Source organism: Variovorax palleresanus (assembly GCF_051144945.1).
Classification (GTDB): Bacteria; Pseudomonadota; Gammaproteobacteria; order Burkholderiales; family Burkholderiaceae_C; genus Variovorax; species Variovorax paradoxus_S.
Map to the genome: position 1 here is coordinate 2658321 of NZ_JBJNVP010000002.1, position 24521 is coordinate 2682841.

26 protein-coding genes and 1 tRNA gene are annotated in these 24521 nt (G+C 68.0%); 9 read left to right on the forward strand and 18 right to left on the reverse strand.

The window, feature by feature from the left end; translation table 11 throughout:
* The first annotated feature begins 111 nt into the window (after positions 1-111).
* Together boxA and ACJ7Z0_RS16495 are read left to right on the forward strand one after the other, a co-directional pair.
* Entirely contained in the window at positions 112-1404 is a 1293-nt protein-coding gene (gene boxA / locus ACJ7Z0_RS16490) for a benzoyl-CoA 2,3-epoxidase subunit BoxA (protein ID WP_434790670.1), read from the forward strand.
* Between the two features lie 10 nt (positions 1405-1414).
* On the forward strand, positions 1415-1858 hold the full coding sequence (locus ACJ7Z0_RS16495) for a MaoC family dehydratase (protein WP_434790671.1): 444 nt from the start codon (positions 1415-1417) through the stop codon (positions 1856-1858).
* Positions 1859-1929: 71 nt separating this feature from the next.
* Here the strand turns inward: ACJ7Z0_RS16495 and ACJ7Z0_RS16500 are convergent, their stop codons facing one another.
* Positions 1930-2454, reverse strand: a complete 525-nt coding sequence (locus ACJ7Z0_RS16500) for an adhesin (protein WP_434790672.1) — start codon at positions 2452-2454, stop codon at positions 1930-1932.
* Positions 2455-2699: 245 nt separating this feature from the next.
* Here ACJ7Z0_RS16500 and ACJ7Z0_RS16505 point away from each other — a divergent pair.
* Positions 2700-2775, forward strand: a tRNA-Gly gene (locus ACJ7Z0_RS16505).
* A 59-nt stretch (positions 2776-2834) separates the two neighbouring features.
* Here the strand turns inward: ACJ7Z0_RS16505 and fahA are convergent.
* Genes fahA through ACJ7Z0_RS16540 form a run of 7 tightly spaced genes read right to left on the reverse strand, consistent with a single transcriptional unit; the run spans position 2835 to position 9028 of the window.
* A complete protein-coding gene (gene fahA, locus ACJ7Z0_RS16510; protein ID WP_434790673.1) occupies positions 2835-4157 on the reverse strand; it encodes a fumarylacetoacetase in 1323 nt (440 codons plus the stop codon).
* A gap of 20 nt (positions 4158-4177) precedes the next feature.
* The gene (locus tag ACJ7Z0_RS16515; RefSeq protein WP_431126034.1) at positions 4178-4984 is read right to left on the reverse strand and encodes a cyclase family protein; all 807 of its coding nucleotides are present in this window, start codon (positions 4982-4984) and stop codon (positions 4178-4180) included.
* Between the two features lie 44 nt (positions 4985-5028).
* Positions 5029-5820 (reverse strand): ABC transporter permease, encoded by a 792-nt coding sequence (locus ACJ7Z0_RS16520; protein ID WP_434790674.1) that lies wholly within the window; start codon positions 5818-5820, stop codon positions 5029-5031.
* Positions 5817-6587 carry an ABC transporter permease gene (locus ACJ7Z0_RS16525; protein WP_434790675.1) on the reverse strand — a complete coding sequence of 257 codons (771 nt, stop codon included), beginning with the start codon at positions 6585-6587 and terminating at the stop codon, positions 5817-5819. The genes ACJ7Z0_RS16520 and ACJ7Z0_RS16525 overlap by 4 nt, the downstream gene beginning before the upstream one ends.
* On the reverse strand, positions 6580-7362 hold the full coding sequence (locus tag ACJ7Z0_RS16530) for an ABC transporter ATP-binding protein (protein ID WP_434790676.1): 783 nt from the start codon (positions 7360-7362) through the stop codon (positions 6580-6582). Before ACJ7Z0_RS16530 ends, ACJ7Z0_RS16525 begins: the two co-directional genes overlap by 8 nt.
* Entirely contained in the window at positions 7359-8303 is a 945-nt protein-coding gene (locus ACJ7Z0_RS16535) for an ABC transporter substrate-binding protein (protein WP_434790677.1), read from the reverse strand. The genes ACJ7Z0_RS16530 and ACJ7Z0_RS16535 overlap by 4 nt, the downstream gene beginning before the upstream one ends.
* Entirely contained in the window at positions 8300-9028 is a 729-nt protein-coding gene (locus ACJ7Z0_RS16540; RefSeq protein ID WP_434790678.1) for a TetR/AcrR family transcriptional regulator, read from the reverse strand. Before ACJ7Z0_RS16540 ends, ACJ7Z0_RS16535 begins: the two co-directional genes overlap by 4 nt.
* Before the next feature lie 100 nt (positions 9029-9128).
* Here ACJ7Z0_RS16540 and ACJ7Z0_RS16545 point away from each other — a divergent pair, with 100 nt between their 5' ends.
* Positions 9129-11123, forward strand: a complete 1995-nt coding sequence (locus tag ACJ7Z0_RS16545) for an acetoacetate--CoA ligase (RefSeq protein ID WP_434790679.1) — start codon at positions 9129-9131, stop codon at positions 11121-11123.
* Between the two features lie 4 nt (positions 11124-11127).
* Here the strand turns inward: ACJ7Z0_RS16545 and ACJ7Z0_RS16550 are convergent, their stop codons facing one another.
* The 3 genes from ACJ7Z0_RS16550 to ACJ7Z0_RS16560 all read right to left on the reverse strand — a co-directional run bounded on the left by ACJ7Z0_RS16550 (position 11128) and on the right by ACJ7Z0_RS16560 (position 13292).
* Positions 11128-11841 carry a 2OG-Fe(II) oxygenase gene (locus tag ACJ7Z0_RS16550; RefSeq protein WP_434790680.1) on the reverse strand — a complete coding sequence of 238 codons (714 nt, stop codon included), beginning with the start codon at positions 11839-11841 and terminating at the stop codon, positions 11128-11130.
* A 76-nt stretch (positions 11842-11917) separates the two neighbouring features.
* Positions 11918-12322: a phage holin family protein gene (locus ACJ7Z0_RS16555; protein ID WP_055807015.1), complete on the reverse strand. Its 405-nt coding sequence runs from the start codon at positions 12320-12322 to the stop codon at positions 11918-11920.
* Between the two features lie 61 nt (positions 12323-12383).
* Positions 12384-13292 (reverse strand): LysR substrate-binding domain-containing protein, encoded by a 909-nt coding sequence (locus ACJ7Z0_RS16560; protein ID WP_431126018.1) that lies wholly within the window; start codon positions 13290-13292, stop codon positions 12384-12386.
* A gap of 187 nt (positions 13293-13479) precedes the next feature.
* Between ACJ7Z0_RS16560 and ACJ7Z0_RS16565 the strand changes: the two genes are divergently transcribed.
* From ACJ7Z0_RS16565 to ACJ7Z0_RS16575, 3 genes are read left to right on the forward strand one after another with little or no spacing between them, the layout of a single operon-like run.
* Positions 13480-14679 (forward strand): acyl-CoA dehydrogenase, encoded by a 1200-nt coding sequence (locus ACJ7Z0_RS16565; protein ID WP_431126016.1) that lies wholly within the window; start codon positions 13480-13482, stop codon positions 14677-14679.
* An 11-nt stretch (positions 14680-14690) separates the two neighbouring features.
* Positions 14691-15929: a CaiB/BaiF CoA transferase family protein gene (locus ACJ7Z0_RS16570; protein WP_434790681.1), complete on the forward strand. Its 1239-nt coding sequence runs from the start codon at positions 14691-14693 to the stop codon at positions 15927-15929.
* A gap of 21 nt (positions 15930-15950) precedes the next feature.
* The gene (locus ACJ7Z0_RS16575; RefSeq protein ID WP_434792678.1) at positions 15951-16385 is read left to right on the forward strand and encodes a VOC family protein; all 435 of its coding nucleotides are present in this window, start codon (positions 15951-15953) and stop codon (positions 16383-16385) included.
* A 5-nt stretch (positions 16386-16390) separates the two neighbouring features.
* Here the strand turns inward: ACJ7Z0_RS16575 and ACJ7Z0_RS16580 are convergent, their stop codons facing one another.
* Positions 16391-16849 (reverse strand): CopD family protein, encoded by a 459-nt coding sequence (locus ACJ7Z0_RS16580; RefSeq protein ID WP_434790682.1) that lies wholly within the window; start codon positions 16847-16849, stop codon positions 16391-16393.
* A 98-nt stretch (positions 16850-16947) separates the two neighbouring features.
* Here ACJ7Z0_RS16580 and ACJ7Z0_RS16585 point away from each other — a divergent pair, with 98 nt between their 5' ends.
* Together ACJ7Z0_RS16585 and ACJ7Z0_RS16590 are read left to right on the forward strand one after the other, a co-directional pair.
* Positions 16948-17796: an isocitrate lyase/PEP mutase family protein gene (locus ACJ7Z0_RS16585; RefSeq protein WP_434790683.1), complete on the forward strand. Its 849-nt coding sequence runs from the start codon at positions 16948-16950 to the stop codon at positions 17794-17796.
* Positions 17797-17812: 16 nt separating this feature from the next.
* Positions 17813-18442 (forward strand): uracil-DNA glycosylase family protein, encoded by a 630-nt coding sequence (locus ACJ7Z0_RS16590; RefSeq protein ID WP_434790684.1) that lies wholly within the window; start codon positions 17813-17815, stop codon positions 18440-18442.
* Here ACJ7Z0_RS16590 and ACJ7Z0_RS16595 read toward each other — a convergent pair.
* The 6 genes from ACJ7Z0_RS16595 to ACJ7Z0_RS16620 form a co-directional block, all read right to left on the reverse strand.
* Positions 18388-20061 carry an amidohydrolase gene (locus tag ACJ7Z0_RS16595; protein WP_434790685.1) on the reverse strand — a complete coding sequence of 558 codons (1674 nt, stop codon included), beginning with the start codon at positions 20059-20061 and terminating at the stop codon, positions 18388-18390. The genes ACJ7Z0_RS16590 and ACJ7Z0_RS16595 overlap by 55 nt on opposite strands.
* A 2-nt stretch (positions 20062-20063) precedes the next feature.
* A complete protein-coding gene (locus tag ACJ7Z0_RS16600) occupies positions 20064-21053 on the reverse strand; it encodes a tripartite tricarboxylate transporter substrate binding protein (RefSeq protein ID WP_434790686.1) in 990 nt (329 codons plus the stop codon).
* Positions 21054-21113: 60 nt separating this feature from the next.
* Positions 21114-21473 (reverse strand): cupin domain-containing protein, encoded by a 360-nt coding sequence (locus ACJ7Z0_RS16605; protein ID WP_434790687.1) that lies wholly within the window; start codon positions 21471-21473, stop codon positions 21114-21116.
* A gap of 21 nt (positions 21474-21494) precedes the next feature.
* Positions 21495-22502, reverse strand: a complete 1008-nt coding sequence (locus ACJ7Z0_RS16610; RefSeq protein WP_434790688.1) for a quinone oxidoreductase family protein — start codon at positions 22500-22502, stop codon at positions 21495-21497.
* 353 nt (positions 22503-22855) lie between these two features.
* Positions 22856-23758 (reverse strand): beta-keto acid cleavage family enzyme, encoded by a 903-nt coding sequence (locus ACJ7Z0_RS16615; protein ID WP_434790689.1) that lies wholly within the window; start codon positions 23756-23758, stop codon positions 22856-22858.
* The gene (locus ACJ7Z0_RS16620; RefSeq protein ID WP_434790690.1) at positions 23755-24519 is read right to left on the reverse strand and encodes an SDR family NAD(P)-dependent oxidoreductase; all 765 of its coding nucleotides are present in this window, start codon (positions 24517-24519) and stop codon (positions 23755-23757) included. Before ACJ7Z0_RS16620 ends, ACJ7Z0_RS16615 begins: the two co-directional genes overlap by 4 nt.
* Positions 24520-24521 lie beyond the last annotated feature (2 nt).

Below are 24521 nucleotides of genomic sequence, written 5' to 3' on the forward strand. Positions count from 1 at the left end.
CCTCTCCCCTCGGGGAGAGGGCAGGGGTGAGGGTAGGCGGCGTCCCCACGACAAGCTGCCGCCCCCTCACCCTGACCCTCTCCCCAAGGGGCGAGGGAAAGGAGAAAAAACATGGACATGGCCGTTGAAGCCGGAGTGATCAAGCAGCACCTGATCGACCCCGAGATCTGCATCCGCTGCAATACCTGCGAGGCCACCTGCCCCGTCAACGCGATCACGCACGACGACAACAACTACGTCGTGCGGGCCGACGTCTGCAATGGCTGCATGGCCTGCATCTCGCCGTGCCCCACGGGTTCGATCGACAACTGGCGCACGATGCCGCTGGTGCGCGCCTACTCCATCGAGGAGCAGCTCACCTGGGAATCGCTGCCTGCCGAGCTTTCTCCCGAAGAGTTCGAAGCCGCGGGCGTATCGGCCGAAGCAGCCGGCGATGCGGCAGCCGCCGTGCCCGCACAGACCCAGGCGCAAGCCCAGGCCGCGGTCGAATCCGTCGAGCCGGTTTTCAACTCGGCGCAATACGGCGCCACTGTGCCCCCGTGGTCGGCCGCGCACGCCTACACCAACCTGTTTGCGCCCAAGGCGCCGACCACCGCCACCGTGGTCGGCAACTTCAACTGCACCGAGGCGGGCTTCGACAGCGAGACCCACCACATCGTGCTCGACTTTGGCGTGGTGCCGTTCCCGGTGCTCGAAGGCCAGTCGATCGGCATCGTTCCGCCGGGCGTCGATGCCATCGGCAAGCGCCACCACGCGCGCCAGTATTCGGTCGCCAGCCCGCGCAACGGCGAGCGGCCCGGCTACAACAACGTGTCGCTCACCGTGAAGCGCGTGACCGAAGACCACCAGGGCGACCCGGTGCGCGGCGTGTGCTCCAACTACGTGTGCGACCTGAAGGTGGGCGACACGGTGCAGGTGGTCGGGCCCTTCGGCACCTCGTTCCTGATGCCGAACCATCCCAGGTCGCACATCGTGATGATCTGCACCGGCACCGGCAGCGCACCGATGCGCGCCATGACCGAATGGCGCCGGCGCCTGCGCAAGAGCGGCAAGTTCGAAGGCGGCAAGCTCATGCTGTTCTTCGGCGCGCGCACCCAGCAGGAGCTGCCGTACTTCGGCCCGCTGCAGTCGCTGCCGAAAGACTTCATCGACATCAACCTCGCGTTCTCGCGCACGCCGGGACAGCCCAAGCGCTACGTGCAGGACCTGATGCGCGAACGCGCCGCCGACCTGGCCGCGCTGCTGAAAGACGGCGCGAGCCACTTCTACGTGTGCGGCCTCAAGAGCATGGAAGAAGGCGTGGTGCTCGCCTTGCGCGATGTCGCCAAGGAAGCCGGACTCGACTGGGACACCGTCGGTGCCGCATTGAAGCGCGAAGGCCGCCTGCATCTCGAAACCTACTAAGCTCCGGCGAATGAAGTTCGCCGACTTCCACCCCGGCCAGGTCATCGAGGCCGGGCCCTATGTCGTTTCTGAAAAGGAGCTGATCGGGTTCGCGCAGGCCTACGACCCGCAGTGGTTCCATACCGATCCCGTGGCCGCGGCGGACAGCGCCTTTGGCGGACTGATCGCGAGCGGCTGGCACACCTGCTCCATCGCAATGCGCCTCGTGGTCGATGCCGCACTTGAAGGCTCCGAGTCGTTCGCGTCGCCGGGGCTCGAGCATGTGCGATGGCCGCACCCGGTGCGGCCGGGCGATGCCCTGCGGCTGGTGGCCGATGTCATCGAGGCGCGGCGTTCCGAGAAGCGGCCCACGCTCGGCATCCTGCGCTGGCGCTGGCGGCTCTTCAATCAGCGCGAACTCATGGTGCTCGATGTGGAAGTCACGAGCCTGTTCAGGCTCGAGCCGCCCGCCTGATTCGCCAAACAAAAAGAAGCCCGCAACGCGCGAGCGCTGCGGGCTTCATGGGCGTTTACGGCTCCAGCGTCTTACTTCGTGACGTCGACGGCGCCCGAGCCCTTCGCCTTGCCGCTGGCCTTCACGCCGGCGCCCGAAGGCTTCACCGCGCCGCCGGCCGAGCCCACGGCGCCGGTCGCGCTGTTCAGCGTGCCGCCCACGGTGTTCGTGACGCCGCCTGCCGCATTGGTGGCGCCGCCGACGGCGCCCGTCGCACCGCTCACAGCCCCGGTGGCACCGCCGACCGTATCGGTCGCTTTGCCCACGGCACCCGTTGCACCGCCCACCACGCCGCCGAGCGTGTTGCCCAGGCCGCCCGCTGCACCGCCGGCATTTCCGCCAGTGGAAGTGGAGGTGCCGGCCGTTGCGGCGGTTCCCGCCCCTGCGCCTGCACTGCCCTGGGCCGGTGCGGTCTTGACGGCACCCGAGGTGTTGACATCGGCATTCACGCCCACGCCGACACCCACGCCTTGTGCCTGTGCGAAACCGCTCATGGCAAGCAGGCCTGCGAGCAAGGCGCCGACGACGATGGACTTGTGTTGTTGTTGCTGCTTCATAGGTGACTTTTCCTTTCGTTTGAAGATGGCCGGTGATCGGCCCGAACCGGCTTGGGGCCAGTTCGGTCGCTACCGTCGCGGGCCGCTCCTATGTCGCCATGTGCGAGATGGCCGCTCGCTGGTGTGGGACCTCTCCGTCGTCGGAAACCGGGTCTCGTGCGTTAGGGCCGCGGCTCTTGGTGGTGTTCGAAACCCGACCGCTCAAAACAGCCCCAAAAATCCCTCTATAATTCGACTCCTGAAATGCGGGAATAGCTCAGTTGGTAGAGCGCAACCTTGCCAAGGTTGAGGTCGAGAGTTCGAGACTCTTTTCCCGCTCCACATTTCATGCAAAAGGCCACCTCACCGGTGGCCTTTTCTTTTGGGCGCTGCGAATTTTTTCAGCCTCTTGCGGGCAGCACCGTTCCACGGCTTTCGCCGAAGCCGATGCGCGCATGCCCTGGCTTTTCGCACCAGCCGCGCAGCAGCACGGCATCGCCGTCTTCGAGGAATCCGCGCTCTTCGCCATTGGCCAGCGTGACGGGGCTTTGCGCGGCGCGCGTCAACTCGATGATCGCGCCGGCCTCGCCCGGCCCCGGTCCCGAGATGGTTCCGCTCCCGAACAGGTCGCCCGGATTCAGGCTGCAGCCACCCACCGTGTGGTGCGCCACCATCTGCGCCACGCTCCAGTACTGGTGCTTGAAGCTCGTGCGCGACAGGCGGGAAGGCCCGCTTCTGTCGTCGCGCGCCTTCTCGCTTTCCAGCCACACCTCCAGGCGGATGTCGATGGCGCCGCTGTCACGGTTCGCCGGGCTTTCAAGGTAGTCGAGCGGCTGGGGCTCATTGGCGGGCCGCGTCCATGCCTGCCGGTAGGGCGCAAGCGCTTCCATCGTCACGATCCACGGCGAGATGGTGGTCGCGAAGTTCTTGGCAAGAAAGGGCCCGAGCGGTGCCATCTCCCAGAACTGGATGTCGCGCGCCGACCAGTCGTTGAGCAGGCAGATGCCGAAGATGTGTTCTTCCGCGCGCGCGAGCGGAATCGGCTCGCCGGCGGCATTGCCCTCGCCGATCCACACGCCCAGCTCCAGCTCGTAGTCGAGCCGCGCACAGGCGTGGTACGTGGGCGCCTTCGCGCCCGGCGCCATCGTCTGGCCCATCGGCCGATGGAAGCGCTGGCCGCTGACGCCGATGGTCGATACGCGTCCATGATAGGCCGTGGGAATCCAGCGGAAGTTGGGCGTCACGTCGCCCTCGGGATTCATCAGGCGGCTGATGTTCAGCGCGTGATCGATGGAGGTGTAGAAGTCGGTGTAGTCGCCGATGCGTGCGGGCACCGTGTATTCGACCTCGGCCTGCGGCACCAGGCACTCGCGCACGGCATACACCGTGGCGGCAGCTGCATCGCTCCGCAGCAATGCAAACACCGCGTGGCGCAACGCCTGCCAGGCGGCGCCGCCGAGCGCGAAGAAATCGTTCAGCGCCGGCAGCGCGGCGGCACGCGCCGCATCGAGGGCGAGTCCGTCGAGCAATTGGCGTGCGGAGAGCGCCGCCATGTCGAGCACCTGGTCGCCAATGGCCACGCCGCCGCGAAACGGTTCCGGACTGCCCGTGCGACGAAACACCGCATACGGCAGGTTCTGGATCGGGAAGTCGGTTCCTTCGATATTCGCGGTGTCGACCCAGCTCCTGACGCGGGCGTCGTGCGTGTGGTTGAGCGCAATCATTTATCTCTCGCCTCCCGCGTTCAGACCGACGCCATCAGCGCGTCGTCGAAGATCGCCACCGCGCGCGTCCACCCGGCCGACGCTCCGCGGATCTTGTGCGGAAAGCAGCTGATGAAAAAGCCCGTGGGCGGCAGCACCTCGAGGTTGTGCAGCTTCTCCAGGTGGCAGTAGCCGATGTCGCGGCCGGCCTTGTGGCCTTCCCAGATCAGCGAGGCGTCCTGCGTCTCACCGTACTTCTTGGCGGTGTGCACGAAGGGCGCGTCCCAGCTCCATGCATCGGTGCCCGTGAGGCGCACGCCGCGCTCCAGCAGGTACATGGTCGCTTCGTAGCCCATGCCCGCGCCGGCCGAGACGTAGTCGGGGTTGCCGTAGCGCGAGCCCGCGCGCGTGTTCACCACCACGATCTCCAGCGGGCTCAGCGTGTGGCCGATGCGCTTGAGCTCGGCCTCCACGTCGTCGGCGGTCACCACGTAGCCATCGGCGAAATGCCGGAAGTCGAGCTTCACGCCGGGCTGGAAGCACCATTCGAGCGGCACCTCGTGAATGGCGATGGCGGGTTTCTTCTCGCCCAGCGCCTTGTCCATGGTCGAGTGGAAGTGATAGGGCGCATCGAGGTGCGTGCCGTTGTGCGTGGAAAGCTGCACCAGCTCCACGGCCCAGCCTTCGCCATCGGGCAGGTCTTCCTTCTTCAAGCCCGGGAAGAAGGGCTCGATCTGCTCGTAGGTCTGCTCGTGCGTGAAGTACTGGATCTTCGGCGCGAAGGCTGGCGGATCGGAGAGCACATCGTTTTCGAGAAAGATCGAGAGGTCGACGAATTTGCGTGGCATGTGAGCTCCTTGTACGGTGTTGGTATGGACGGGGCGTGAAGAGTTCAGGGCTGCTGCCAGCGCAGCAGCCGCTTCTCGGCAAAGGCCAGCAGCGCGTTGCTCACGAAGCCGATGAGCCCGAGCAGCACGATCCCGGCGAACAGGTCGCTGGCGCGAAACGCGCGCGCCGCGAGAAGAATGGCCTGGCCCAGGCCGCTTTGCGAGGCGATCATTTCGCCCACCACCGCAACGATGAGCGCAATGGTCAACGCGAGCCGCATGCCGGCCAGAATGTCGGGCATGGCATTGGGCAGGCCCATCTTCCAGACGAAAGCCGCGCGCGACATCTGCAGGCAGCGCGCCACCTCCGACAGCCGCGGCTCCACGGCCGCGAAGCCGTGCACGGTGGCCAGCAGCACCGGCCACATCGCGCCGAAGGCCACCACGAACAGCACCATGCCGGGGTTCAGCCCGAAGATCGAAATGGCCAGCGGCAGCAGCGCCGAGGCGGGCAGGGGGCGGATGAATTCGAGCGTCGGCTGCACCCAGGCGCGCACCGCGGGCGACACGCCGATGGCCGCACCCAGCAGCACGCCGAACAGCGAGGCCAGCAACCAGCCCTGCACCATGCGGCCGACCGTGGCCTGAGTGAAGGCGAGCAGTTCGCCGTTCCCCGAACCGCCTGAGAGATTGAGCCCTTCGAGCAGGCTCACCAAGGTGGCTTGCGGCGTCGGCAGGAACACGCGGCTCACCCAGCCCGCATTGCTTGCCGTCCACCACAGCGCAACGAGTGCGCACAGCACGGCGAACGAACCGAGCCAGTTCATGCCCACGAGGCGGCGGTTTCCGGCGTTCATGGCTGCACCCCCATGCGCCGCGCAACCACGCGCTGCAGCAGCAGCATGCCCGCGTTGACCGCAAAGCCCACCACGCCGATCCAGCCCAGCCACGCGAGCATCAGCGCGGGATCGAAGCTCTGCTGCGCAATCATCATCGCGTAGCCCATGCCGTTGGGGTTGGCCGCGATCTCCACCGTGACCGCCACCACCAGCGCCACCGCCACGCCCAGCCGCAGCGCAACGAACAGGCGCGGCACGATGGCCGGCAGCACGATCTTGAAAGCCCGCTCTCGCGCCGAGAGGCCCAGCACGCGGCTCACCTCGAGCAGCCGAGGCTCGATCTGCTGCACCGCCGACTGCACCAGCACCAAGAGCGGCCAGAAGGTGGCGAAGGCGACGATGGCCAGCTCCATGCGCACGCCGAATCCGAAGGTCAGCATCGCGAGCGGAATCAGCGCCACCGAGGGCACGGGCCGCAGCACCTCGATCGACATCGAGCCCAACTGCGCCGTGCGGCGCGAGAGGCCGAGCACCAGCCCGAGCGCGATGCCGAGCACCGCGCCCAGCAGCAGGCCGAGGGCGGCCGTGCCCAGCGTGAAGCCGGTGGCTTGCCACAGCGAACCGTCGAGCGCCGCACCGACGAAGGCCTTGGCGGCCGCACTCGGTGGGGCAAGCGCATCGCTGCCCAACGCCGCCGCACGCCGCGCATACCACTCGAACGCGCCGACGAGCAGCGCAGGAAACACCCACGGCCGCACCCAACGAAGCAGGCGGCTTTCAGTCATGGCCCTGCTCGATGAAGGCGAACAGCTCGCGCCGTAGCTGCAGATACTCGGGATGCTCCTTGGTCGTGAGCTGGTCGCGCGGACGCGGAATCTTCACGTCGATCATCCGCGCGAGACTGGGCCGGCCCGGCCCCGGATTGGCCTGCAGCGCGATCACGCGGTCGCCGAGGTAGATGGCTTCTTCCAGGTCGTGCGTGACGAAAAGCACCGTGAGCCCATCGTCGCGCACCAGCCGCGCGAGTTCGTCCTGCAGGCTCTGGCGCGTGAGCGCATCGAGCGCGCCGAAGGGTTCGTCCATCATCATGAGCTCGGGCTTCTGCGCCAGGCAGCGGGCAATCTGCGCGCGCTGCTGCATGCCACCCGAAAGCTGCACCGGAAACTTCTGCGCATGTTTCGCAAGGCCCACCTTGCCCAGTACGTCGGCAATGCGCGGCGCGCGCTCGGCGGCGGGCACGCCGGCCGCTTCGAGTGCGAGGCTCACGTTGCCTTCGACCGTGCGCCAGGGCAAGAGCGCGCGGCCGTAGTCCTGGAACACGAAGGCCACTTCGCGCGAGGGCTCCGTCATCTTGACGCCGTTGCGCCGCACCTCGCCGGCACTCGCGGTCACGAGCCCGCTGGCCGCGCGCAGCAGCGTGGTCTTGCCGCAGCCGCTCGGGCCGACGATGCAGACGAACTCGCCGCGCGCCACGTCGAACGAGGTGGGCGACAAGATCTCGCGCCCGCCGAGCCGGATCGCAACGCCGTCGAAGCGAAGAAAGTCGGCGGCAGCGCTCACTTGGCGATCAACTTCGCAACGTCGATGGGCGTCTTCAGCATGTCCTGGTCCTTCATCAGGCCGACCCAGTAGCCCAGCTGCTTCTCGTTCACCATGGCGCCGGGCGGCGAGATCTGGATCTTCGCGAGCACCTCGGGCGGCAGCTTGATGTACTTGCCGATGGCCGCGCGCACCTTGGCATCGTTCTTCGGCTGCTGCATGAAGGCCGCGGCCTCGACCAGCGACTCGCGGAATGCGCGCGCAGCAGCGGGGTTCTTCGTCACCCATTCGCGCTTGGCCGCATGCACGATGGTCTGGTTGTTCTCCGGCAGGAAGGTGGAGTAGTACGACGCCACGTAGCCCGCGCCGCTCTCCGTGATGCGGCTCATGAACGGGTCGGCCGACACCACCGCATCGACCGAGCCGCCGCGCAGCAAATCGGCATGCTGCGGAAACGAGGCCTCGACGAAGTTGACCTTGCGGTAGTCCACGCCGCTGTCCTTGAGCCAGGCGCGGAAGGTCACGTGCAGGAACGCGCCGAGCCCGGGCACGCCAATCTTCTTGCCCACGCAATCCTGCGGGTTCTTGATGCCCGAGCCGGCGCGCGCCACCAGGCCGAAGCCCGTGATGGTCTTCGACGTGAGCCCGCCGCCGGCCACCAGCACCAGGTCGAGCCCGCCGTCCACCGCCTGCAGGAACACCGAAGGCGTGGGCCCGCCGATCTGCAGCGAGTCGGACTGCAGCGCCGCGGGAATGGTGGAGTTGAGCGGAATGAATTTCAGCTCCACGTCGAGGTTGCGCTTCTTGAAGTAGCCCTCTTCGGCGGCCAGGAAGACCGAGGCGAAGTCGGACACGGCCGTGTAGCCGAACACGATCTTCGGGTTCGCTTGCGCGCGCGAAGGCAGCGCCGCGGCGGCCGATGCGGCGGCCAGCGCCGACAGCAGGGTGCGTCTTTTCATCATGTCTTTTGTCTCCTGGAGGTGGTTTTCTTTGGCGGTGCCTTGGGCCGCGGCAGCGCGGCGCGCAGCCCGCCGACGATGAAGTTCACGAGCATCGGCGCCGCCGCCGGATCACTGCGCCGGTTCTCGCCGTGCGAGAGCCGTTCGATGCGGCTGTCGGTCAGGTGATGCAGCAGCGCCCCGAGCGAGAACTGGTAGCACCAGGCGGCCTGCCCGCGCGTGGCATGCGGCAGTGCGACGTGCAGCGCGTCGATGTAGGCCTCGGCCAGCGGGTCGAAGTAGCCGCGCAGCACACGGTCGGCTTCCTCGGTGGCGTGGTAGAGCTCGCGTGCCACCAGGAGCGCGTAGTACTCGCCCTCGGCGCTCGCACGCAGCGCCAGCACCGGCCCGGTGAAGGCCTCGATGATGCGCGGCAGCGTGCGCGCGTCGTCGGGGTCGTTGTTCACCGCCTTGAGGCCCGCGAGCCGCTCCTCGATGCTGTGACTCCAGTGCTCGAAGATGGCGTGGAAGAGCTCTTGCTTGGGCCCGAAGTAGTAGCCCACCAGCGCCAGCGGCACGCCCGCTTCCTCGGCGATCTGGCGGATGGTGACCGCGTGGTAGCCGTGCTGCGCAAAGAGCTTTTCCGCCGCCAGCAGGATCGCGTGGCGCCGGTCGGGCCGGGCCGCTTCGGCGCTGGTGGCCGCGGCACGGTGGGCGCTTCGTCTGGCGGGCGGGGTACGGGTGTTCATCGGAGCGTATTGAACATCTGTACAAAACTATTGAACACACGTACAAACCCTGAGGTCAACCCCGATTGAGCGGCGCGTGGCACGGCATTACGCTCGACGCATGTCCGCCCCCAACATCCCCCAGATCCGCCTCTACCAGGACTGGCTGCGCGACCAGCGCGGCCTGTCGTTCGACACCTATGACGCACTGTGGCGTTGGTCCGTGACCGACCTCGACGCGTTCTGGCAGAGCATCTGGGACTACGTCGGCATGCGCTCGCCCACGCCGCACACTGCGGTGCTGGCCGACGCGCGCATGCCCGGCGCCAAGTGGTTCCCCGGTGCGCAGGTCAACTACGCACGCGAGGTGCTGCGCCACGCCGATGCGGCCCATGCGGCCGGCATGCCCGCCATCGTGAGCGACAACGAACTCGGCGAAGTGCGCGAGCTGTCCTGGCCCGAGCTGCGCCGCCAGGTGGCCTCGGTCGCGCTCACGCTGCGCTCGCTGGGCGTGCAGCGCGGAGACCGCGTGGCGGTCTACATGCCCAACGTGCCCGAAACCATGGTGGCGTTTCTCGCGTGCACGAGCATCGGCGCGGTGTGGAGCGTGTGCGCGCCCGACATGGGCACGGCCGCGGTGGTCGACCGCTTCCGACAGATCGAACCCAAGCTGCTGATCGCCGCCGATGGCGTGCACTACGGCACCAAGCCCATCGACCGCAGCGCCGTGGTGCAGGAGCTGCGCGGCGCGTTGCCCAGCGTGCAGAAGCTGCTGCTGCTCCGCACGCCGCATGCCGCGCAACAGCTCGCCGCCGATGCCGACTGGCACGACGCCATTGCACGCAACGACGCCGAGGTGGCGGCCTTCGAACCCGAGTGGCTGCCCTTCGACCATCCGATCTGGATCGTCTATTCGAGCGGCACCACCGGCCTGCCCAAGCCCATCGTGCACGGGCAGGGCGGCATCATCATGACGATGTATGCCTGCGGCCTGCACAACGACGTCGGCGCGAGCTACGGCGCCAACAACTTCGGCGAACGCTTTCACTGGTACAGCTCGACCGGCTGGGTCATGTGGAACTGTCAGCTCTCGGGCCTGGCCTTTGGCGCCACCATCGTCATCTACGACGGCCATCCGGCCGGCAGCAAGGAGAAGCCCGACTGGGCCGTGCTGTGGCGCTTCGTCGCGAAGCACCGCATCACCTTCTTCGGCGCCGGCGCGGCCTACTTCACCAACTGCATGAAGGCCGGCGTGGTGGCGTCCGAATGCGGCGACCTGTCGCGCGTGCGCGCGCTCGGCAGCACCGGCTCGCCGCTGTCCGAAGACGTGCAGCGCTGGGGCACGGCGCAATTGCAGGCCGCCGGCGCCAGCGACGTGTGGTGGTGCAATATTTCGGGGGGCACGGATTTTTGCGGCGCCTTCGTCGGCGGCAACCGCGAGCTGCCCGAGGTACCCGGCCAGATGCAGTGCCGGCAGATCGGCCACGCTGTCGAGGCATGGAACGAGAACGGCCAGCCCGTCATCGGCGAAGTGGGTGAGCTGGTCTGCACGCGGCCCATTCCGTCGATGCCGCTGTACTTCTGGGGCGACGAAGGCAACGCGCGCTACCTGTCGAGCTACTTCGACACCTACCCCGGCGTCTGGCGCCACGGCGACTGGATCAAGATCGGCGAAGACGGCGGCTGCATCATCTACGGCCGCAGCGACGCCACCATCAATCGCCAGGGCCTGCGCATGGGCACCAGCGAGATCTACAGCGCCGTGGAGGCTCTGCCCGAAGTGCTCGACTCGATGGTGGTCGACCTCGAATACCTCGGCCGCGAAAGCTACATGCCGCTCTTCGTGGTGCTGCGCCCCGGCGTGGCGCTCGACGACGCCATGCGCGCGAAGATCAACGGCGCCATCAAGACATCGCTCTCGCCACGCTTCCTGCCCAACGACATCTTCCAGGTGGACGAGATTCCGCGCACGCTCTCGGGCAAGAAGCAGGAGCTGCCGATCAAGAAGCTGCTGCTGGGCCAGCCGCTCGAGAAGGTGGTCAATCGCGAGGCCATGGCCAACCCCGCTTCGCTCGCCTGGTACGTGGAATTCGCGGCGCGGCGCGCGGCGTCGTGAGGCCCTAGCGCGCGTCGTGGAAGATGATGCCCAGCGTATGGCGACGCCCCGAGCGCACGCGGCTCACGCCATGGCGCATCGTCACGCGGTAGGTGCCGCGCGTGCCTGCCACCGGCCGCTGGTTGACCGCGAAGATCACCGCCTCGCCCTGCGCGAGCGCCACCACTTCGGCGCGCGACTGCATGCGCGGCCGCTGCTCGGTGAGCACGAATTCGCCGCCGGTGAAATCTTCGCCCGGCCGGCTCAGCAGCACCGTGAGCTGCAACGGAAACTGCAGGTCGCCATACAGGTCCTGATGCAGGCAGTTGTAGTCGCCCTCGCCGTAGCGCAGCAGCAGCGGCGTGGGGCGCAGTTGCCCCGCCGCATGGCAGCGCGCGAGGTAGGCGGCATGGTCCGCCGGATAGGCGGCGGGCTGGCCCATCGCGGCGGCCCAAGCGTTGGCAAGCGGCGCCAGGCGCTCGTACAGCGCGCTGCGCCATGAGGCCACGACCGGCGGCAGCGGGTTGGCAAAGTACTGGTACTCGCCTTGCCCGAAGCCGTGCCGCTGCATCACCACGCGGCTGCGGAAACGGTCCGGTTCGTCATACAGCGCCGCCAGCGCGTTGCATTCCTCCGGGCTGAAGATCACGCCCGTGGTTGCAGAGCCGCGCGTCGCGAGGTCGGTTTCGATGCGGGGCCAATCGAGAGCGGCAACGAATTTTTTGGCAGAGATCGGCATGCCGCCAGTGTGCGACTGGCGCGGCTGCGGCGCTCGCTGTTTCCGGACATGGGTGCAGCCCTGCAGGCCCACAGGCCTACAGCCACTTGCCGCTGCCCGTCGGCATCTGGATGGTCGTTGCCGGATCGCCGCTGTTCACCAGCGAATCGATCCCGATGCTCAGGAGCGAAATGAAGATGCTCGCGAAGAACGCCGTCCAGAAGCCCGAGAGCTTGAACCCGCGCACCATCGCGGCCACCAGCATGATCATCAGCGCGTTGATCACCAGCAGGAACAGGCCGAGGGTCAGAAGCGTCAGCGGCAGCGTGAGCACGATCAGGAGCGGCTTGACGATGGCATTGGCAAGGCCCAGCAGCAGGGCCGAGATCACGAGCGCCGAAGTGCTCTCGAACTTGATGCCGCGAAAGATCAGGCTGGCCACCCACAGCGACAGCGCGGTGATGGCCCAGTGCACGAGAAAGGGAGCGAGGTTGTTCAGCATGGTGTGAGGGGCGGAAGAAGACGGTCCGCGGGGCGATGCGGACCATCATATCGGCAGCTTCTTACGGCGAGCCGCGCCGTGCCTCGCCCAGCAGCCAGTCGCTGAAGAACTTCAGCAGTGGACGCTGGTCGGCGCGCTCGGGTGTCACGAGGTAGTAATTGCGCTCGCCCGACAGCGGCCGCGCGCAGGCCACCACCAGTTCGCCGCGCGCGAGTTCGTCGGCCACCAGCATCGTGGGCATCAGCGCCACGCCGAGCCCGTGCGATGCGGCCGCGGCCAATATGGAAAACAGCTCGTAGCGCGGCCCGCCGCGCGCATTGGGCGCATCGATCTGCTGCGCATCGAACCACTGGCGCCAGCCTTCGGGCCGCGTGCTCTGTTGCAGCAGCGGCATCTGCGCGATGACCGCCGGCGCCACGGCCTTGCCGCGCGGCAACAGCGAAGGGCTGCACACCGGCACCACGTCCTCGTGCATCAGCAGCAGCGCACGCGTGCCGGCCCAGTTCTCGACCTGCGCGGGTGTGCCGGCGTACAGCGCGGCGTCGAACTCCGCATCGGCAAAGAGAAAGGGGCGCGTGCGCGTCTCGATGTGCACCACCACGTCGGGCTGCAATGCCGCGAAGCCCTTCAGCCGCGGCATCAGCCAGCGGGTGGCAAAGGTGGGCACGGCCGCCAGCGAGAGCGAGCCGCCTTCGCCCTGGTGCGCCATGGCGTCGAGCGTGTCGCGCTCCATCGCTTCGAGCCGCTTGGTGATCTGCCGCGCGTAGGCCGCGCCGCTGGCCGTGAGCGCCACGCCGTGGCGGGTGCGGCGGAACAGCGCCACGCCCAGGAAGGCTTCGAGCGTGCCGATCTGGCGCGACACCGCGCTTTGCGTGAGCGCGAGTTCCTGCGCGGCGCGGGTGTAGCTCTCGTGGCGCGCGGCCGCGTCGAAGCACACGAGGGTTTGCAGGGGTGGGATCTTGCGGCGCATGTATGCCGGTAGTGTATGACTGGAGAAGTGCCGCTACCAATGGAAACGTCTTTCCATGCAGGTGCGAGATGTGCGCTAAGCGCATATCTGGGTGAGGATTCATCGTTTGCGCCCGGCCCTCCGCATGGCTAGGATCGACCCCATTCCCCCTCTCTTTCGTTTTTCCCCCAATACCGGAGACAGCCACATGGCCGCCAAAGCGCAATTCCACTGGGACGACCCCCTTCTTCTCGACCAGCAACTGACCGATGAAGAACGCATGATCCGCGACGCGGCCAATGCCTACTGCCAGGAGCGCCTCGCGCCCCGCGTCATCGAAGGCTTCCGCACCGGGGAGACCGACCCCGCCATCTTTCGCGAAATGGGCGCGCTCGGCCTGCTGGGCCCGACCATTCCCGAGCAGTACGGCGGCCCCGGCCTCAACTACGTGGCCTACGGCCTGATCGCCCGCGAAGTCGAACGCGTGGATTCGGGCTACCGCTCGATGGCCAGCGTGCAGAGTTCGCTCGTGATGGTGCCCATCTTCGAATTCGGCACCGAGGCGCAAAAGCAGAAGTACCTGCCCAAGCTCGCCACCGGCGAATGGATCGGCTGCTTCGGCCTGACCGAGCCCGACCACGGCTCCGACCCCGGCAGCATGGTCACGCGTGCCAAGAAGGTGCCGGGCGGCTATTCGCTCAGCGGCGCCAAGATGTGGATCAGCAACTCGCCCATCGCCGACGTGTTCGTGGTGTGGGCCAAGGAAGTCAGCGAAAGCGGCACCGTCGGCCCGATCCGCGGCTTCGTGCTCGAGAAGGGCATGAAGGGCCTTTCCGCCCCCGCCATTCACGGCAAGGTCGGCCTGCGCGCCAGCATCACCGGCGAAATCGTGATGGACGGCGTGTTCTGCCCCGAAGAAAACGCGTTCCCTGAAGTGCAAGGCCTGAAGGGTCCCTTCACCTGCCTCAACAGCGCCCGCTACGGCATCTCGTGGGGCGCGATCGGTGCCGCCGAAGACTGCTGGCACCGCGCCCGCCAGTACACGCTGGACCGCAAGCAGTTCGGCCGCCCGCTCGCCGCCAACCAGCTCATCCAGAAGAAGCTGGCCGACATGCAGACCGAAATCACGCTGGGCCTGCAGGGCAGCCTGCGCCTGGGCCGCATGAAGGACGAGGGCACGGCCTCGGTCGAGATCACCTCGATCATGAAGCGCAACAACTGCGGCAAGGCCCTGGACATCGCCCGCCTGGCGCGCGACATGATGGGCGGCAACGGCATCAGCGACGAGTTCGGCGTGGCGCGCCACCTCGTGAACCTCGAAGTGGTGAACACCTACGAAGGCACGCACGACATCCATGCGCTGATCCTGGGTCGTGCCATCACGGGCATCGCCGCTTTCGCCAACTGAGCCGAGAGCGCATGACAGCCAAGCCCGCAGCACTCGACGGCATCAAGGTCCTCGATCTGTCCCGCGTGCTCGCGGGCCCGTGGTGCACGCAGATCCTCGCGGACCTGGGCGCCGACGTCATCAAGATCGAGCGCCCCGGCGTGGGCGACGACACGCGCACCTGGGGCCCGCCGTTCATCAAGGACGCGAACGGCAACGACACCGACCAGGCGAGCTACTTCACCGCGTGCAACCGCAACAAGCGCTCGGTCACGGTCGACATGGCCACGGCCGATGGGCAAGCCTTGCTGAAGCAGATGGCGGCACAGGCCGACATCGTGGTGGAGAACTTCAAGACCGGCGGCCTCAAGCAATACGGCCTCGACCACGAGGCCCTGCGCGCGGCCAACCCGCGGCTCATCTACTGCAGCGTGACCGGTTTCGGCCATGACGGCCCGTACGCAGAGCGCGCCGGCTACGACCTGATGATCCAGGCCATGACCGGCATGATGAGCATCACCGGCCGTCCGGACGACGTGCCCGGCGGCGGCCCGCTGCGCGTGGGCGTGGCGCTCACCGACCTGTTCACCGGCGTCTATGCGAGCACCGCCATCCTCGCGGCGCTGCAGGTGCGTGACCGCACGGGCGAAGGCCAGCACATCGACATGGCGCTGCTCGACGTGGGCATGGCCATCCTCGCCAACCAGGCCAGTGCGTTCCTCAACACCGGCAAGGCGCCCGAGCGCCAGGGCAACACGCACCCGAGCCTGGCGCCTTATCAAGACTTTCCGACGCTGGACGGCTCGATGCTGCTGGCCATCGGCAACAACGGCCAGTTCGCGCGCTTCTGCGAAGCGGCTGGCCACGCGGAGTGGGCGGCCGATGCGCGCTTTGCCACCAACACGCTGCGCGTGAAGCACCGCGGCGTGCTCATCCCGATGATGGAAGAGCTCACGCGCACGCGCACCACCGCCGACTGGGTCACGCTGCTCGAAGACAAGGCCGTGCCCTGCGGGCCGATCAACGACATCGCGCAGGCCTTCGACGACGCACAGGTCAAGTCGCGCGGCCTGGCCATCACGCTGCCGCGCCATGCGGGCGACGGCATCGAAAGCATCACCGGCGTGGCGAGCCCGCTGCGCCTCACGGCCACGCCGCCCGTGCTGCGCCACGCGCCGCCCGCGCTCGGGCAGCACACGCGCGAGGTGCTGGCCGAGTTCGGCATCGACGCCGCGCGCTTCGATGCGCTGCGCTCGGCAGGCGTGGTCTGAAGAAGAGGAAAAATGGCAGCCATGACCAGCCCGATGCACCCCCCGTTCTCGGTGCTGCGCATCGACCACATCGTGCTGCGCGTGAAGGACGTGGAGCGCGCCATCGCCTTCTACCGCGACGTGCTGGGCTGCGAAATTGAAAAGCGCCGCGACGACCTGGGGCTCGTTCACTTGCGCGCCGGCTCGAACCTCATCGACCTTGTCACGCACGATGGGCCGCTCGGCCGGCAGGGCGGCGCCCTGGCCGGCAAGGAAGGGCGCAACGTCGATCACTTCTGCCTGCGCATCGAGCCTTTCGACGAAGCAGCGATTCGCACCTTGATGGCACAGCACGGCGTGCCGGTGAATGGCGACGTGCAGAACAACTTCGGCGCCGAGGGCAACGGCCCCTCGATCTACATCGCCGACCCGGACGGCAACGGCGTGGAGCTGAAAGGGCCGGCAGGCAGCTACTAGCCCGTCTAGCCGGCGCGGCCCAGGATCGCCACGCCGAACACCGCCACGCCGAGCGCGAGGTTCAGGGTCACCAGCTTGCGGATCATGTCGAGCCGGCCGGCGGCCACGGGCCACGCGCTCTCGTCCACCGCGCGCCGCAGGGCCTTGAACACCGAGGCGCGGATGTACACATAAATTCCGACCATCACGATGGCGATGCTCATCATGGCCTCGACGCGCCAGTGCACCGTGCGAAAACCGCCCGCGAGCAGGATCATCGCCACGCCCGTCACGAACAGCAGCGTGACCGCCGCATCCACGCCGACGAAGAAGCGCCGCAGCGCCGCCGCCATGGTGCGCAGGCGCAGTGGCGGCTCTAGCGTGGCGACGGCGGCGGGACGCACGGCGAAGTGCAGGGTGGCCATGCCGCCGACCCAGAAGGCGGCGGCGAGAAGATGGATGAAAAGCAAAATGGCGTGAGGCATGGGGACCGATCAGAACACCGAACGGTGCGAGCGCGCAATGTCCGCGGCGTTGCGTTAAAAACCCATCCTTCGACGCAAGAAAGAAAGACGAGGCTTTCATGACCCGCACCACCGCGCAGAAGCGCGCCGATTTCCGCGCCCTCCACGAGCAGGGCTGCTTCGTCATCCCCAACCCCTGGGACACTGGCAGCGCGCGCTACCTGCAAGGGCTGGGCTTCAAGGCGCTGGCGACCACCAGCTCGGGCCATGCGTGGTCGCAGGGCCTGGCCGACGGCGCCCAATCGCGCGACGTCGTGCTGGCGCACCTGCGCGACATCGTCGCCGCCACCGACCTGCCCGTGAACGCGGACTTCGAAAATGGCTTCGGGGCCGATCCGCAAGCCGTGGCAGAGAGCGTGCGGCTGGCGCTCGACACCGGCGTGGCGGGGCTGTCGATCGAGGACTCGACCGGCAATCCGGCGAATCCGCTCTTCGAGATCGGCGTTGCGGTCGAACGCTTGCGCGCGGCACGCGGCGCCATCGATGCGGCCGGCGGGGACACGCTGCTGGTGGGCCGCGCAGAAAATTTCTTCGTCGGCCGGCCCGACCTCGACGACGCCATCGCACGCCTCAAGGCCTACGCGGAGGCCGGTGCCGACTGCCTCTACGCGCCCGGCATCCGCACGCGCGAGCAGATTGCGGCCGTGGTCGCCGCGGTGGCGCCCAAGCCCGTCAACCTGCTGATCGGCTGGGCCAGCGAGCTCACCATGCAGGACATTGCAGAGCTTGGCGTGCGGCGGGTCAGCGTGGGGGGCGCGCTCGCACGCGCGGCCTGGGGCGGCTTCGACCGCGCCGCGCGCGCACTCGCCGAGCAGGGGCGCTTCGATGGCTTCGCGGGCGCTGCGGTGGGTGCGGACCTCGACGGGTTCTTCAGGCCGTTCTCCGCACCCTCTGCGTCCTCCACGTAGCGCATTCGCTGGCGTCATGGACGCGCTCCTCGCGGAAATCCGCAACTGCCGAGCCTGCGCCGCGCACCTGCCGCTCGGCCCGCGGCCGGTCGTGCAGGCCAGCGCCAGCGCGCGTCTGCTGATCGTCGGCCAGGCGCCCAGCATGACGGTGCACGCCACCGGCCTGCCGTGGGACGACAAGAGCGGCGAGCAATTGCGCCGCTGGCTCGGCATCGATCGCGAGGTGTTCTACGACGCCACGCAGATCGCGATCATGCCGATGGGCTATTGCTACCCGGGCCGCGGCAGCAGCGGCGACCTGCCGCCGCGCAGGGAATGCGCCGAGCTGTGGCACGCGCGCCTGCTCGCGCAGCTGAAGAACATCGAGCTGACGCTCTTGATCGGCCAGTACGCGCAGCGCCATTTCCTGGGGGCGGCGCGCAAGGCCGGCGTGACCGAAACCGTCGAGGCCTTTGCGGAGTACGCGCCGCGCTTCATTCCGCTGCCGCATCCGTCGCCGCGCAACACCGGCTGGTTCAAGCACCACCCGTGGTTCGAAAGCGATGTGCTGCCGGTGCTGCGCGAGCACGTGCGGCAGGCGCTCGCTCAGCCCTATGGCGCCACGGCGACCGAGGTGCCCGCTGCATCGAAAGGCCGCGCGGCATAGACCACGCGCCCGCCCACCACCGTCATCAGCGACACCGTCCTGCCGATGCGCTCCACCGGCACCGCGAAGAAGTCCTGGTCGAGGATCGCGAAGTCCGCGAGCTTGCCGACCTCCAGCGTGCCGCGCTTGGCCTCGTCGAAGCTGAACCATGCACTGCCCGCCGTGTAGAGCCGCAGCGCCTGTTCGCGCGTCGGTGTTTCGTCGGCGCCGCGCATCGGCTTGTCGCTCACGGTCTTGCCGTCGAGCATCCATTGCAGCGCGACAAAGGGGTTGTACGACGCCACGCGGTGCGCATCTGTGCCGGCGCCCACGTTCACGCCCGCGCGCAATGCGCTGCCGATCGGTGGCATGCGGCGCGCCGCCTCGCCGCGCACCGTGAGCGCGCGGTCGCCCTGGAAGTACATCGCGTCCTGCATCGTCCAGCCGATGCCCAGCGCCTTCATGCGCGCCAGCGTTTCGGGCGAGGCGTCGTCGAGATGTGCGATCGACCAGCGCAGGTCCTTGATCGGCACCTCGGCGTTGAGCTTTTCGTACTGCCCGAGCAGATGGTCGACCGATCCGTTCTCCTGCCAGTGGATGGTGACGGCCAGCTTGCGCAGCGCCGCCCACTTGATCAGTTCGTAAAACTTTTCCTTCGCTGCCGCATCGGGAAAATTGTTGTTGTACATCGCAAGCGTCACGCGTTCGCCAAGCCCGTTGAACTTCAGCATGTCGTCGCCAAAGCCCATCGGCAGCATCTGCGTCAGCTCGCGAAACTCCTGCAGCTCGGCGCCGGGCTTCTGCGCGAACACGCTGTAGGCCACCCGCAGCGTCAGCGCCTTTTCGCGCCACAGCTCGAACAGCGCCGCGTATTGCGACGGCGCGATGCTGAAGCCGCCCGGGTCCACCAGGCCGGTGATGCCGAGGCGGTTCAGCTCGCTGAAGAAGGCGCGCGTGCCGGCCACGTTGTCGGCGTAGGTCGGCTTGGGCAGCTTGTCGAACAGGGCCGAGATGCCGACGATGTCGCCCGTCATCCAGCCCGGCGCGCCATCGGCCGCGGGCTTCATGCCGGCCGGCAGCGCGCCCGCCGCAACCCCGAGCGCTTCGAGCGCCTTCGGCGTCATCACCACCGCCTCGTAGAACAGCTGTACGTACACCGGATGCTCCGGCGCGGCTTCCTGCAGCTCCGCCATGGTGGGACGGCGGCGCTCGGCAAACTGCTGCTCGTTCCAGCCGCCCGCCACGATGAGCCAGCCGCCGGGCCGCGCACGCGAGGCCGCGGTGCGGATGCGCGCCATGGCTTCGGCGATGGTGCCGGCGCCGATCCAGTTGACCTCGGTCGAGTAGCTCAGCGCCGCGCGCACTGCGTGCATGTGCGAGTCGATGAGCCCCGGAATCACGGTGCGCCCGCCGGCATCCACCGTGCGCGTGCCCGGGCCCGAGAACGCGCGCATCTCGCCGGCACCGCCGACCGCAACGACGCGGCCTTCGCGCACGGCGAGTGCCTGCGCGGTGGTCGAGGCGGCGTCGAGCGTCGCGATCTTCGCGTTGGTGACGATGAAGTCGGCCGGCTGTGCCTGCGTGCCGATCGGCAGCAGCAGTGCGGTGGCCGCAGCCATCGCCAGGAAGGTGCGCAGCATGCTCAATCCACCTTGATGCTGGCTGCCTTGACCACCTGCTGCGCCTTGGCCGTTTCGTCGGCGATGAACTTGTTGAACTGCGCCGAAGGCATGGTGAAGGGCTCGGCGCCGAGCTTGTCGAGGCGCTCCTTCAGTTCGGGCGAAGCCATGATCTTCGCGACCTCGGCCTGCAGGCGGTCCACCACCGGCTGCGGCGTCTTCGCGGGTGCGAAGAGCCCGACCCAGAACAAATACTCGGAGCCCGGCACGCCGGCTTCCACCGTGGTGGGCGCGTCGGGCAGCGCCGGCGAGCGCTTGGCCGTACCCACCGCCAGCGCCTGCAGCTTGCCGCTCTTGATGAGCGGAAGGGCCGACACCATCGGCGCGAAGAACCAGTCGACGCGCCCGGCCATCACCTCGGTCATGGCCTCGGGCGTGCCGCGGAAGGGCACGTGCTGCGCGTCGACCCCGGCCGCGAGGCGGAACACTTCGGCGTTCATGTGCGTGGCCGAGCCGTTGCCCGCGGAGCCATAGTTGAAGCTACCCGGCTTGGCCTTCGCCTTGGCGACCAGGTCTTGCACGTTCGTGAAATGCGAAGGCGCGGTGACCAGCACGTTGGGCAGGCTCGCCATCGGCGTGATGCCCGTGAAGTCCTTGAGGGTGTCGTACGACAAACCCTTGTAGATCCACGGATTCACGAGGTGCCCCGCCGAATGCACCAGCAGCGTGGTGCCGTCGGCCGGCGCCTTGGCCGTGATGGCCGCGCCGAGCGTGCCGCCCGCGCCGGGCTTGTTGTCGACCACCACGCTGGTGCCCAGCACCGGCCCGAGCTTCTCGGCCACCAAGCGCGCGACGATGTCGGTGCCGCTGCCCGCCGTGAAGGGCACCACCAGCTTGATCGGCTGCGTGCCGGGCCATGCGTTCTGCGCCTGTGCGCTGCTGAATGCGCAAGCCGCGAGCGCGGCGGCCATCGCGAGCGCCTGCCGGCGGCTCGGGTTGAATGTCTTCTTCATGCGTCTTGTCTCCGTTGATTTGTTTGGGTGAGCGATGAATGACCGGGAAAGAGGAGGGCGCTAGGCGGCGGGCGGTGCGTTCGGCATCACCAGCGCCACCAGCACCGGCCGGTTGCTTCGGTTCTCGAGCTGGCGCTTTTCGCCGGGCGCGAAGCGGCAGCTGTCGTAGGGGTCGAGCACTTCTTCCTCATGCGCGCCGTCGAGCTCGCCGACCACGTGGAGCTGGCCTTCGAGCACGAGGTACAACTTCTCCATCGGCGAGCCGTCCAGGCCGGTGTGGCCGCCGGGCAGGATCTGGCTCATGCCCATCCACATCTGCGTCGAGGGCCCGGCCTCCTTGCCCTGCAGGCGCAGGCAGCGCATGTCGAAATGGTTGGGCGCTTCGTAGTGCGGCGCTTCGCTGAAACGGGTCACGTGCATGGCGGTGGTTCCTATCTGTGTTCAGGGCCGCAGCACGACCCGGTCGGTGCTGCCCGAAAGCACGAGCCGGTAGGCGTCCATGGCTTCGTCGAGCGTGAAGTGCCGCGCGACCGGAAAGGGTTTCAGCGTGCCGCGCTCGAAGCCTTCGCGCATCGCGTCGAGCTGCGCGGTGGAGGCCACGCAGTCCATGGCGAGCGAGTCGATGCCCACGAAGGTGTGCATGCCGCGGTAGAACGCGAAGATGTCGAAGGGCACGGCACGCTCGTGCGTGGCGATGAAGATCTGCGTCGCGCCCTTGGCCATCGCCTTGTTGGCGGCCTCGAAGTAGGCGCTGCCCACGGTGTTGTAGACGATGTGCGCGCCGCGCCCGTCGGTGAGTTCGCGCACTTGCGCACCCACGTCGGCATGGTGGCGTGCATCGATCACATCGACCGGCCCACTTGCGAAGCCTTCGAAGGGTCCGGCGCGGCGCTGCACCGCGATGACGCGCGCACCGGCCTGCGAGGCCAGCTGCACCGCCGCCTGGCCGACCTTGCCGTTGGCGCCGAGCACCAGAACGGTCTGCCCGGCCTGCGGCATGCCGCTGCGCCGAAAGCCTTCATACGCGGTGACGAAGGGCACGCCCACCGCGCCGGCTTCGTCCATCGAGATGCCCTGGGGCTTGGCATGCAGCGCCGCTTCGGGCAGCGCCAGGTAGCGTGCATGCGAACCGTCACGCGTGATGCCGATGTCGCCGCCCGAGCCGTAGACCTCGCGGCCGATCCATTCGGTGGGACCGCTCACCACGGTGCCCGCGAAGTCGCGTCCCGGGGTGCGCGGCCACACGGCCTGCGGCATGAGGCCCAGCGCGGCTTTCACGTCGCTCGGGTTCACAGCTGCGGCGGCGACTCGCACCACGGCATGGCCGGGGGGCGCTGTTGGTTCCGGCTGCGGCGCGGCTTCGAGTTGCAGCGCGTCGAGGTTCGCGGCCTTTTCGTTCACGCGCAGTGCGCGGGAAGTGTGGGTTGTGTGCATGGCGGCGATGCTCATTTCAGTGTTCCACCGCGGTGTTGTGTTGCGGGTTGCTTGTGTTCGGGTGTCGTTCGTTCAGGGCGTGTGCACAGGCCACCGGGTACTCCCCTCCGCGAATGTCCCCCGCCTTCGGCTCCTCCTTTGTTTCGCTGCGGGGAGCACCCGGCGCCCTGTGCACACCAAGCGCTGCCGTTGTTCCGCTCGATCAACGACGGCTCTGAACAACGATCCCGTCGATGGGGTGCCTTGCGCAGCGAAATAAAGGAGGAGGCCGCAGGCCGGGGGACATTCGCGGAGAAAGGTACCCCGTCGGCGGGAGCGCGCCCTGAATCGCCCACAGCCGTACTAACAGAAGAACAAGACGTCATCTCCTAGCTCCCCGCACCAGGCAAGCCCAGCATCGCGCGCGCCTCGCGCGGGTTGGCAATCTCGCCGCCCAGGCTCAGCAGGATGTCGCGCGCCTTCGCCACGAGTTGTGCGTTGCTTTCGGCGAGCACGCCTTTCTCGAGGTAGATGTTGTCTTCCATGCCCACGCGCACATGGCCGCCCATGAGCCAGGCCTGCGCGACGATCGGAAACTCCATGCGGCCGATGCCGAACGCGCTCCAGAAGGCGCCGCGCGGCAGCATGTTGCGGGCATAGAGCAGCGTCTCGGGCGTGGGCGCGAAGCCGTACTTCACGCCGAGAACGAAGGTCCACATCGCGGGGCCGTCGAGCGTGCCGTCGCCGATCAGGTCGAGCGCGAGGTTGATGTCGCCCGAATCGAAGATCTCCAGCTCGGGCTTCACGCCCGCCTCGCGAATCACCTTTGCCATGCGGCGCACGTTCTTCGGCGTGTTCATCACCACGTCGGGGCCCGAGTTCATGGTGTTGAGATCGAGCGAGCACACGTCTGGCCTGATGAGCGCGATGTGTTCCACGCGCTTCTCCGGCGGCAGCAGCGTGGTGCCGGGCGCGGCGATCTTCGGATCGTCCTCGCTCGGTATGTAGCGCCCGCCGGGTCCGGTCGTGAGGTTGATGATCAGCTCGCGGTTTTCGCGGCGGATGCGGTCGACCACCTCGCGGTAGAGCTCCACTTCCATCGACGGCTTGCCGGTTTCGGGATGGCGCACGTGGATGTGCACCTGCGCCGCGCCGGCCTCCGCGGCGGCCAGGCATTCGTCGGCGATCTGCACCGGCGTGATCGGCAGGTGCGGCGTCTGCTCGGGCTTCACTAGGTTGCCGGTGACGGCGCAGGTGATGAGGGTCTTGAGGGCCTTGGTAGTGCTGCTCACAGGTGGCGCCCTCCGTCGACCACGATGCGCGTGCCGGTGACGAAGCGCATCGTCGTCGCGAGCGCCTCGACCGCGGCGGCCACGTCGTCGGGCTTGCCGATGCGCCCGAGCGGCGTGGTGCTCGCCATCTTGTCGGCAAACGCCGCGCCGCGGCCGGGCACGAAGCCCGACTCGACCGCGCCCGGCGACACCGACACCACGCGCACGGCTGGCGCCAGCGCCTTGGCCAGCGCATCGCCCACCACGTCGAGGCCCGCCTTGGCCGCCACGTACGCAAGGTTGCTGCCCACGCCCGTGAAGCCCGCGATCGAAGAGATGTTGGCGACGAGGCCGTCGCCGCTTTGCTTCAGCATCGGCGCGAAGGCGCGGATGGTCGCGAACACGCCGCGGAAGTTGGCGCGCAGCAGCTCGTCGATGAGCTCGTCGGTCAGCGCGTCGAGGTCTGCGGCGGGAATGGGCTGCGTGTGCCCCGCGCTGTTGACCAGGATGTCGCAGCGGCCGTGCGTGACTTTCACCTCGGCGGCGGCGGCCTGCAGGCTCGGCGTATCGACGATGTCGGCGCGGATCGCGCTGTGGCGCTGCCCGTGGGCGGATGGCAGGGCCGCGGCGCGCGCGGCGGCATCGTCGCCCTTGCGGTGCAGCAGCACGCAGGTGGCGCCGAGCGCGGCGAGCCGCATGGCCGTGGCATAGCCGATGGCGCCGAGGCCACCGGTGATGACGGCCACCTTGCCGTCGAGTCGGGAAACAGGATCGAAGCTCATGG

What these genes read in the sequence shown, in the direction of transcription:
- ACJ7Z0_RS16605 (WP_434790687.1), bottom strand. Translation starts at nt 21,473, where the DNA reads ATGCACGTGACCCGTTTCAGCGAAGCGCCGCACTACGAAGCGCCCAAC.
- ACJ7Z0_RS16500 (WP_434790672.1), bottom strand. Translation starts at nt 2,454, where the DNA reads ATGAAGCAGCAACAACAACACAAGTCCATCGTCGTCGGCGCCTTGCTC.
- ACJ7Z0_RS16590 (WP_434790684.1), top strand. Translation starts at nt 17,813, where the DNA reads ATGGACGCGCTCCTCGCGGAAATCCGCAACTGCCGAGCCTGCGCCGCG.
- ACJ7Z0_RS16570 (WP_434790681.1), top strand. Translation starts at nt 14,691, where the DNA reads ATGACAGCCAAGCCCGCAGCACTCGACGGCATCAAGGTCCTCGATCTG.
- ACJ7Z0_RS16580 (WP_434790682.1), bottom strand. Translation starts at nt 16,849, where the DNA reads ATGCCTCACGCCATTTTGCTTTTCATCCATCTTCTCGCCGCCGCCTTC.
- fahA (WP_434790673.1), bottom strand. Translation starts at nt 4,157, where the DNA reads ATGATTGCGCTCAACCACACGCACGACGCCCGCGTCAGGAGCTGGGTC.
- ACJ7Z0_RS16575 (WP_434792678.1), top strand. Translation starts at nt 15,951, where the DNA reads ATGACCAGCCCGATGCACCCCCCGTTCTCGGTGCTGCGCATCGACCAC.
- ACJ7Z0_RS16565 (WP_431126016.1), top strand. Translation starts at nt 13,480, where the DNA reads ATGGCCGCCAAAGCGCAATTCCACTGGGACGACCCCCTTCTTCTCGAC.
- ACJ7Z0_RS16555 (WP_055807015.1), bottom strand. Translation starts at nt 12,322, where the DNA reads ATGCTGAACAACCTCGCTCCCTTTCTCGTGCACTGGGCCATCACCGCG.
- ACJ7Z0_RS16525 (WP_434790675.1), bottom strand. Translation starts at nt 6,587, where the DNA reads ATGACTGAAAGCCGCCTGCTTCGTTGGGTGCGGCCGTGGGTGTTTCCT.
- ACJ7Z0_RS16520 (WP_434790674.1), bottom strand. Translation starts at nt 5,820, where the DNA reads ATGAACGCCGGAAACCGCCGCCTCGTGGGCATGAACTGGCTCGGTTCG.
- ACJ7Z0_RS16610 (WP_434790688.1), bottom strand. Translation starts at nt 22,502, where the DNA reads ATGAGCATCGCCGCCATGCACACAACCCACACTTCCCGCGCACTGCGC.
- ACJ7Z0_RS16620 (WP_434790690.1), bottom strand. Translation starts at nt 24,519, where the DNA reads ATGAGCTTCGATCCTGTTTCCCGACTCGACGGCAAGGTGGCCGTCATC.
- ACJ7Z0_RS16540 (WP_434790678.1), bottom strand. Translation starts at nt 9,028, where the DNA reads ATGAACACCCGTACCCCGCCCGCCAGACGAAGCGCCCACCGTGCCGCG.
- ACJ7Z0_RS16495 (WP_434790671.1), top strand. Translation starts at nt 1,415, where the DNA reads ATGAAGTTCGCCGACTTCCACCCCGGCCAGGTCATCGAGGCCGGGCCC.
- ACJ7Z0_RS16535 (WP_434790677.1), bottom strand. Translation starts at nt 8,303, where the DNA reads ATGATGAAAAGACGCACCCTGCTGTCGGCGCTGGCCGCCGCATCGGCC.
- ACJ7Z0_RS16545 (WP_434790679.1), top strand. Translation starts at nt 9,129, where the DNA reads ATGTCCGCCCCCAACATCCCCCAGATCCGCCTCTACCAGGACTGGCTG.
- ACJ7Z0_RS16595 (WP_434790685.1), bottom strand. Translation starts at nt 20,061, where the DNA reads ATGCTGCGCACCTTCCTGGCGATGGCTGCGGCCACCGCACTGCTGCTG.
- ACJ7Z0_RS16515 (WP_431126034.1), bottom strand. Translation starts at nt 4,984, where the DNA reads ATGCCACGCAAATTCGTCGACCTCTCGATCTTTCTCGAAAACGATGTG.
- ACJ7Z0_RS16550 (WP_434790680.1), bottom strand. Translation starts at nt 11,841, where the DNA reads ATGCCGATCTCTGCCAAAAAATTCGTTGCCGCTCTCGATTGGCCCCGC.
- ACJ7Z0_RS16600 (WP_434790686.1), bottom strand. Translation starts at nt 21,053, where the DNA reads ATGAAGAAGACATTCAACCCGAGCCGCCGGCAGGCGCTCGCGATGGCC.
- ACJ7Z0_RS16560 (WP_431126018.1), bottom strand. Translation starts at nt 13,292, where the DNA reads ATGCGCCGCAAGATCCCACCCCTGCAAACCCTCGTGTGCTTCGACGCG.
- ACJ7Z0_RS16585 (WP_434790683.1), top strand. Translation starts at nt 16,948, where the DNA reads ATGACCCGCACCACCGCGCAGAAGCGCGCCGATTTCCGCGCCCTCCAC.
- boxA (WP_434790670.1), top strand. Translation starts at nt 112, where the DNA reads ATGGACATGGCCGTTGAAGCCGGAGTGATCAAGCAGCACCTGATCGAC.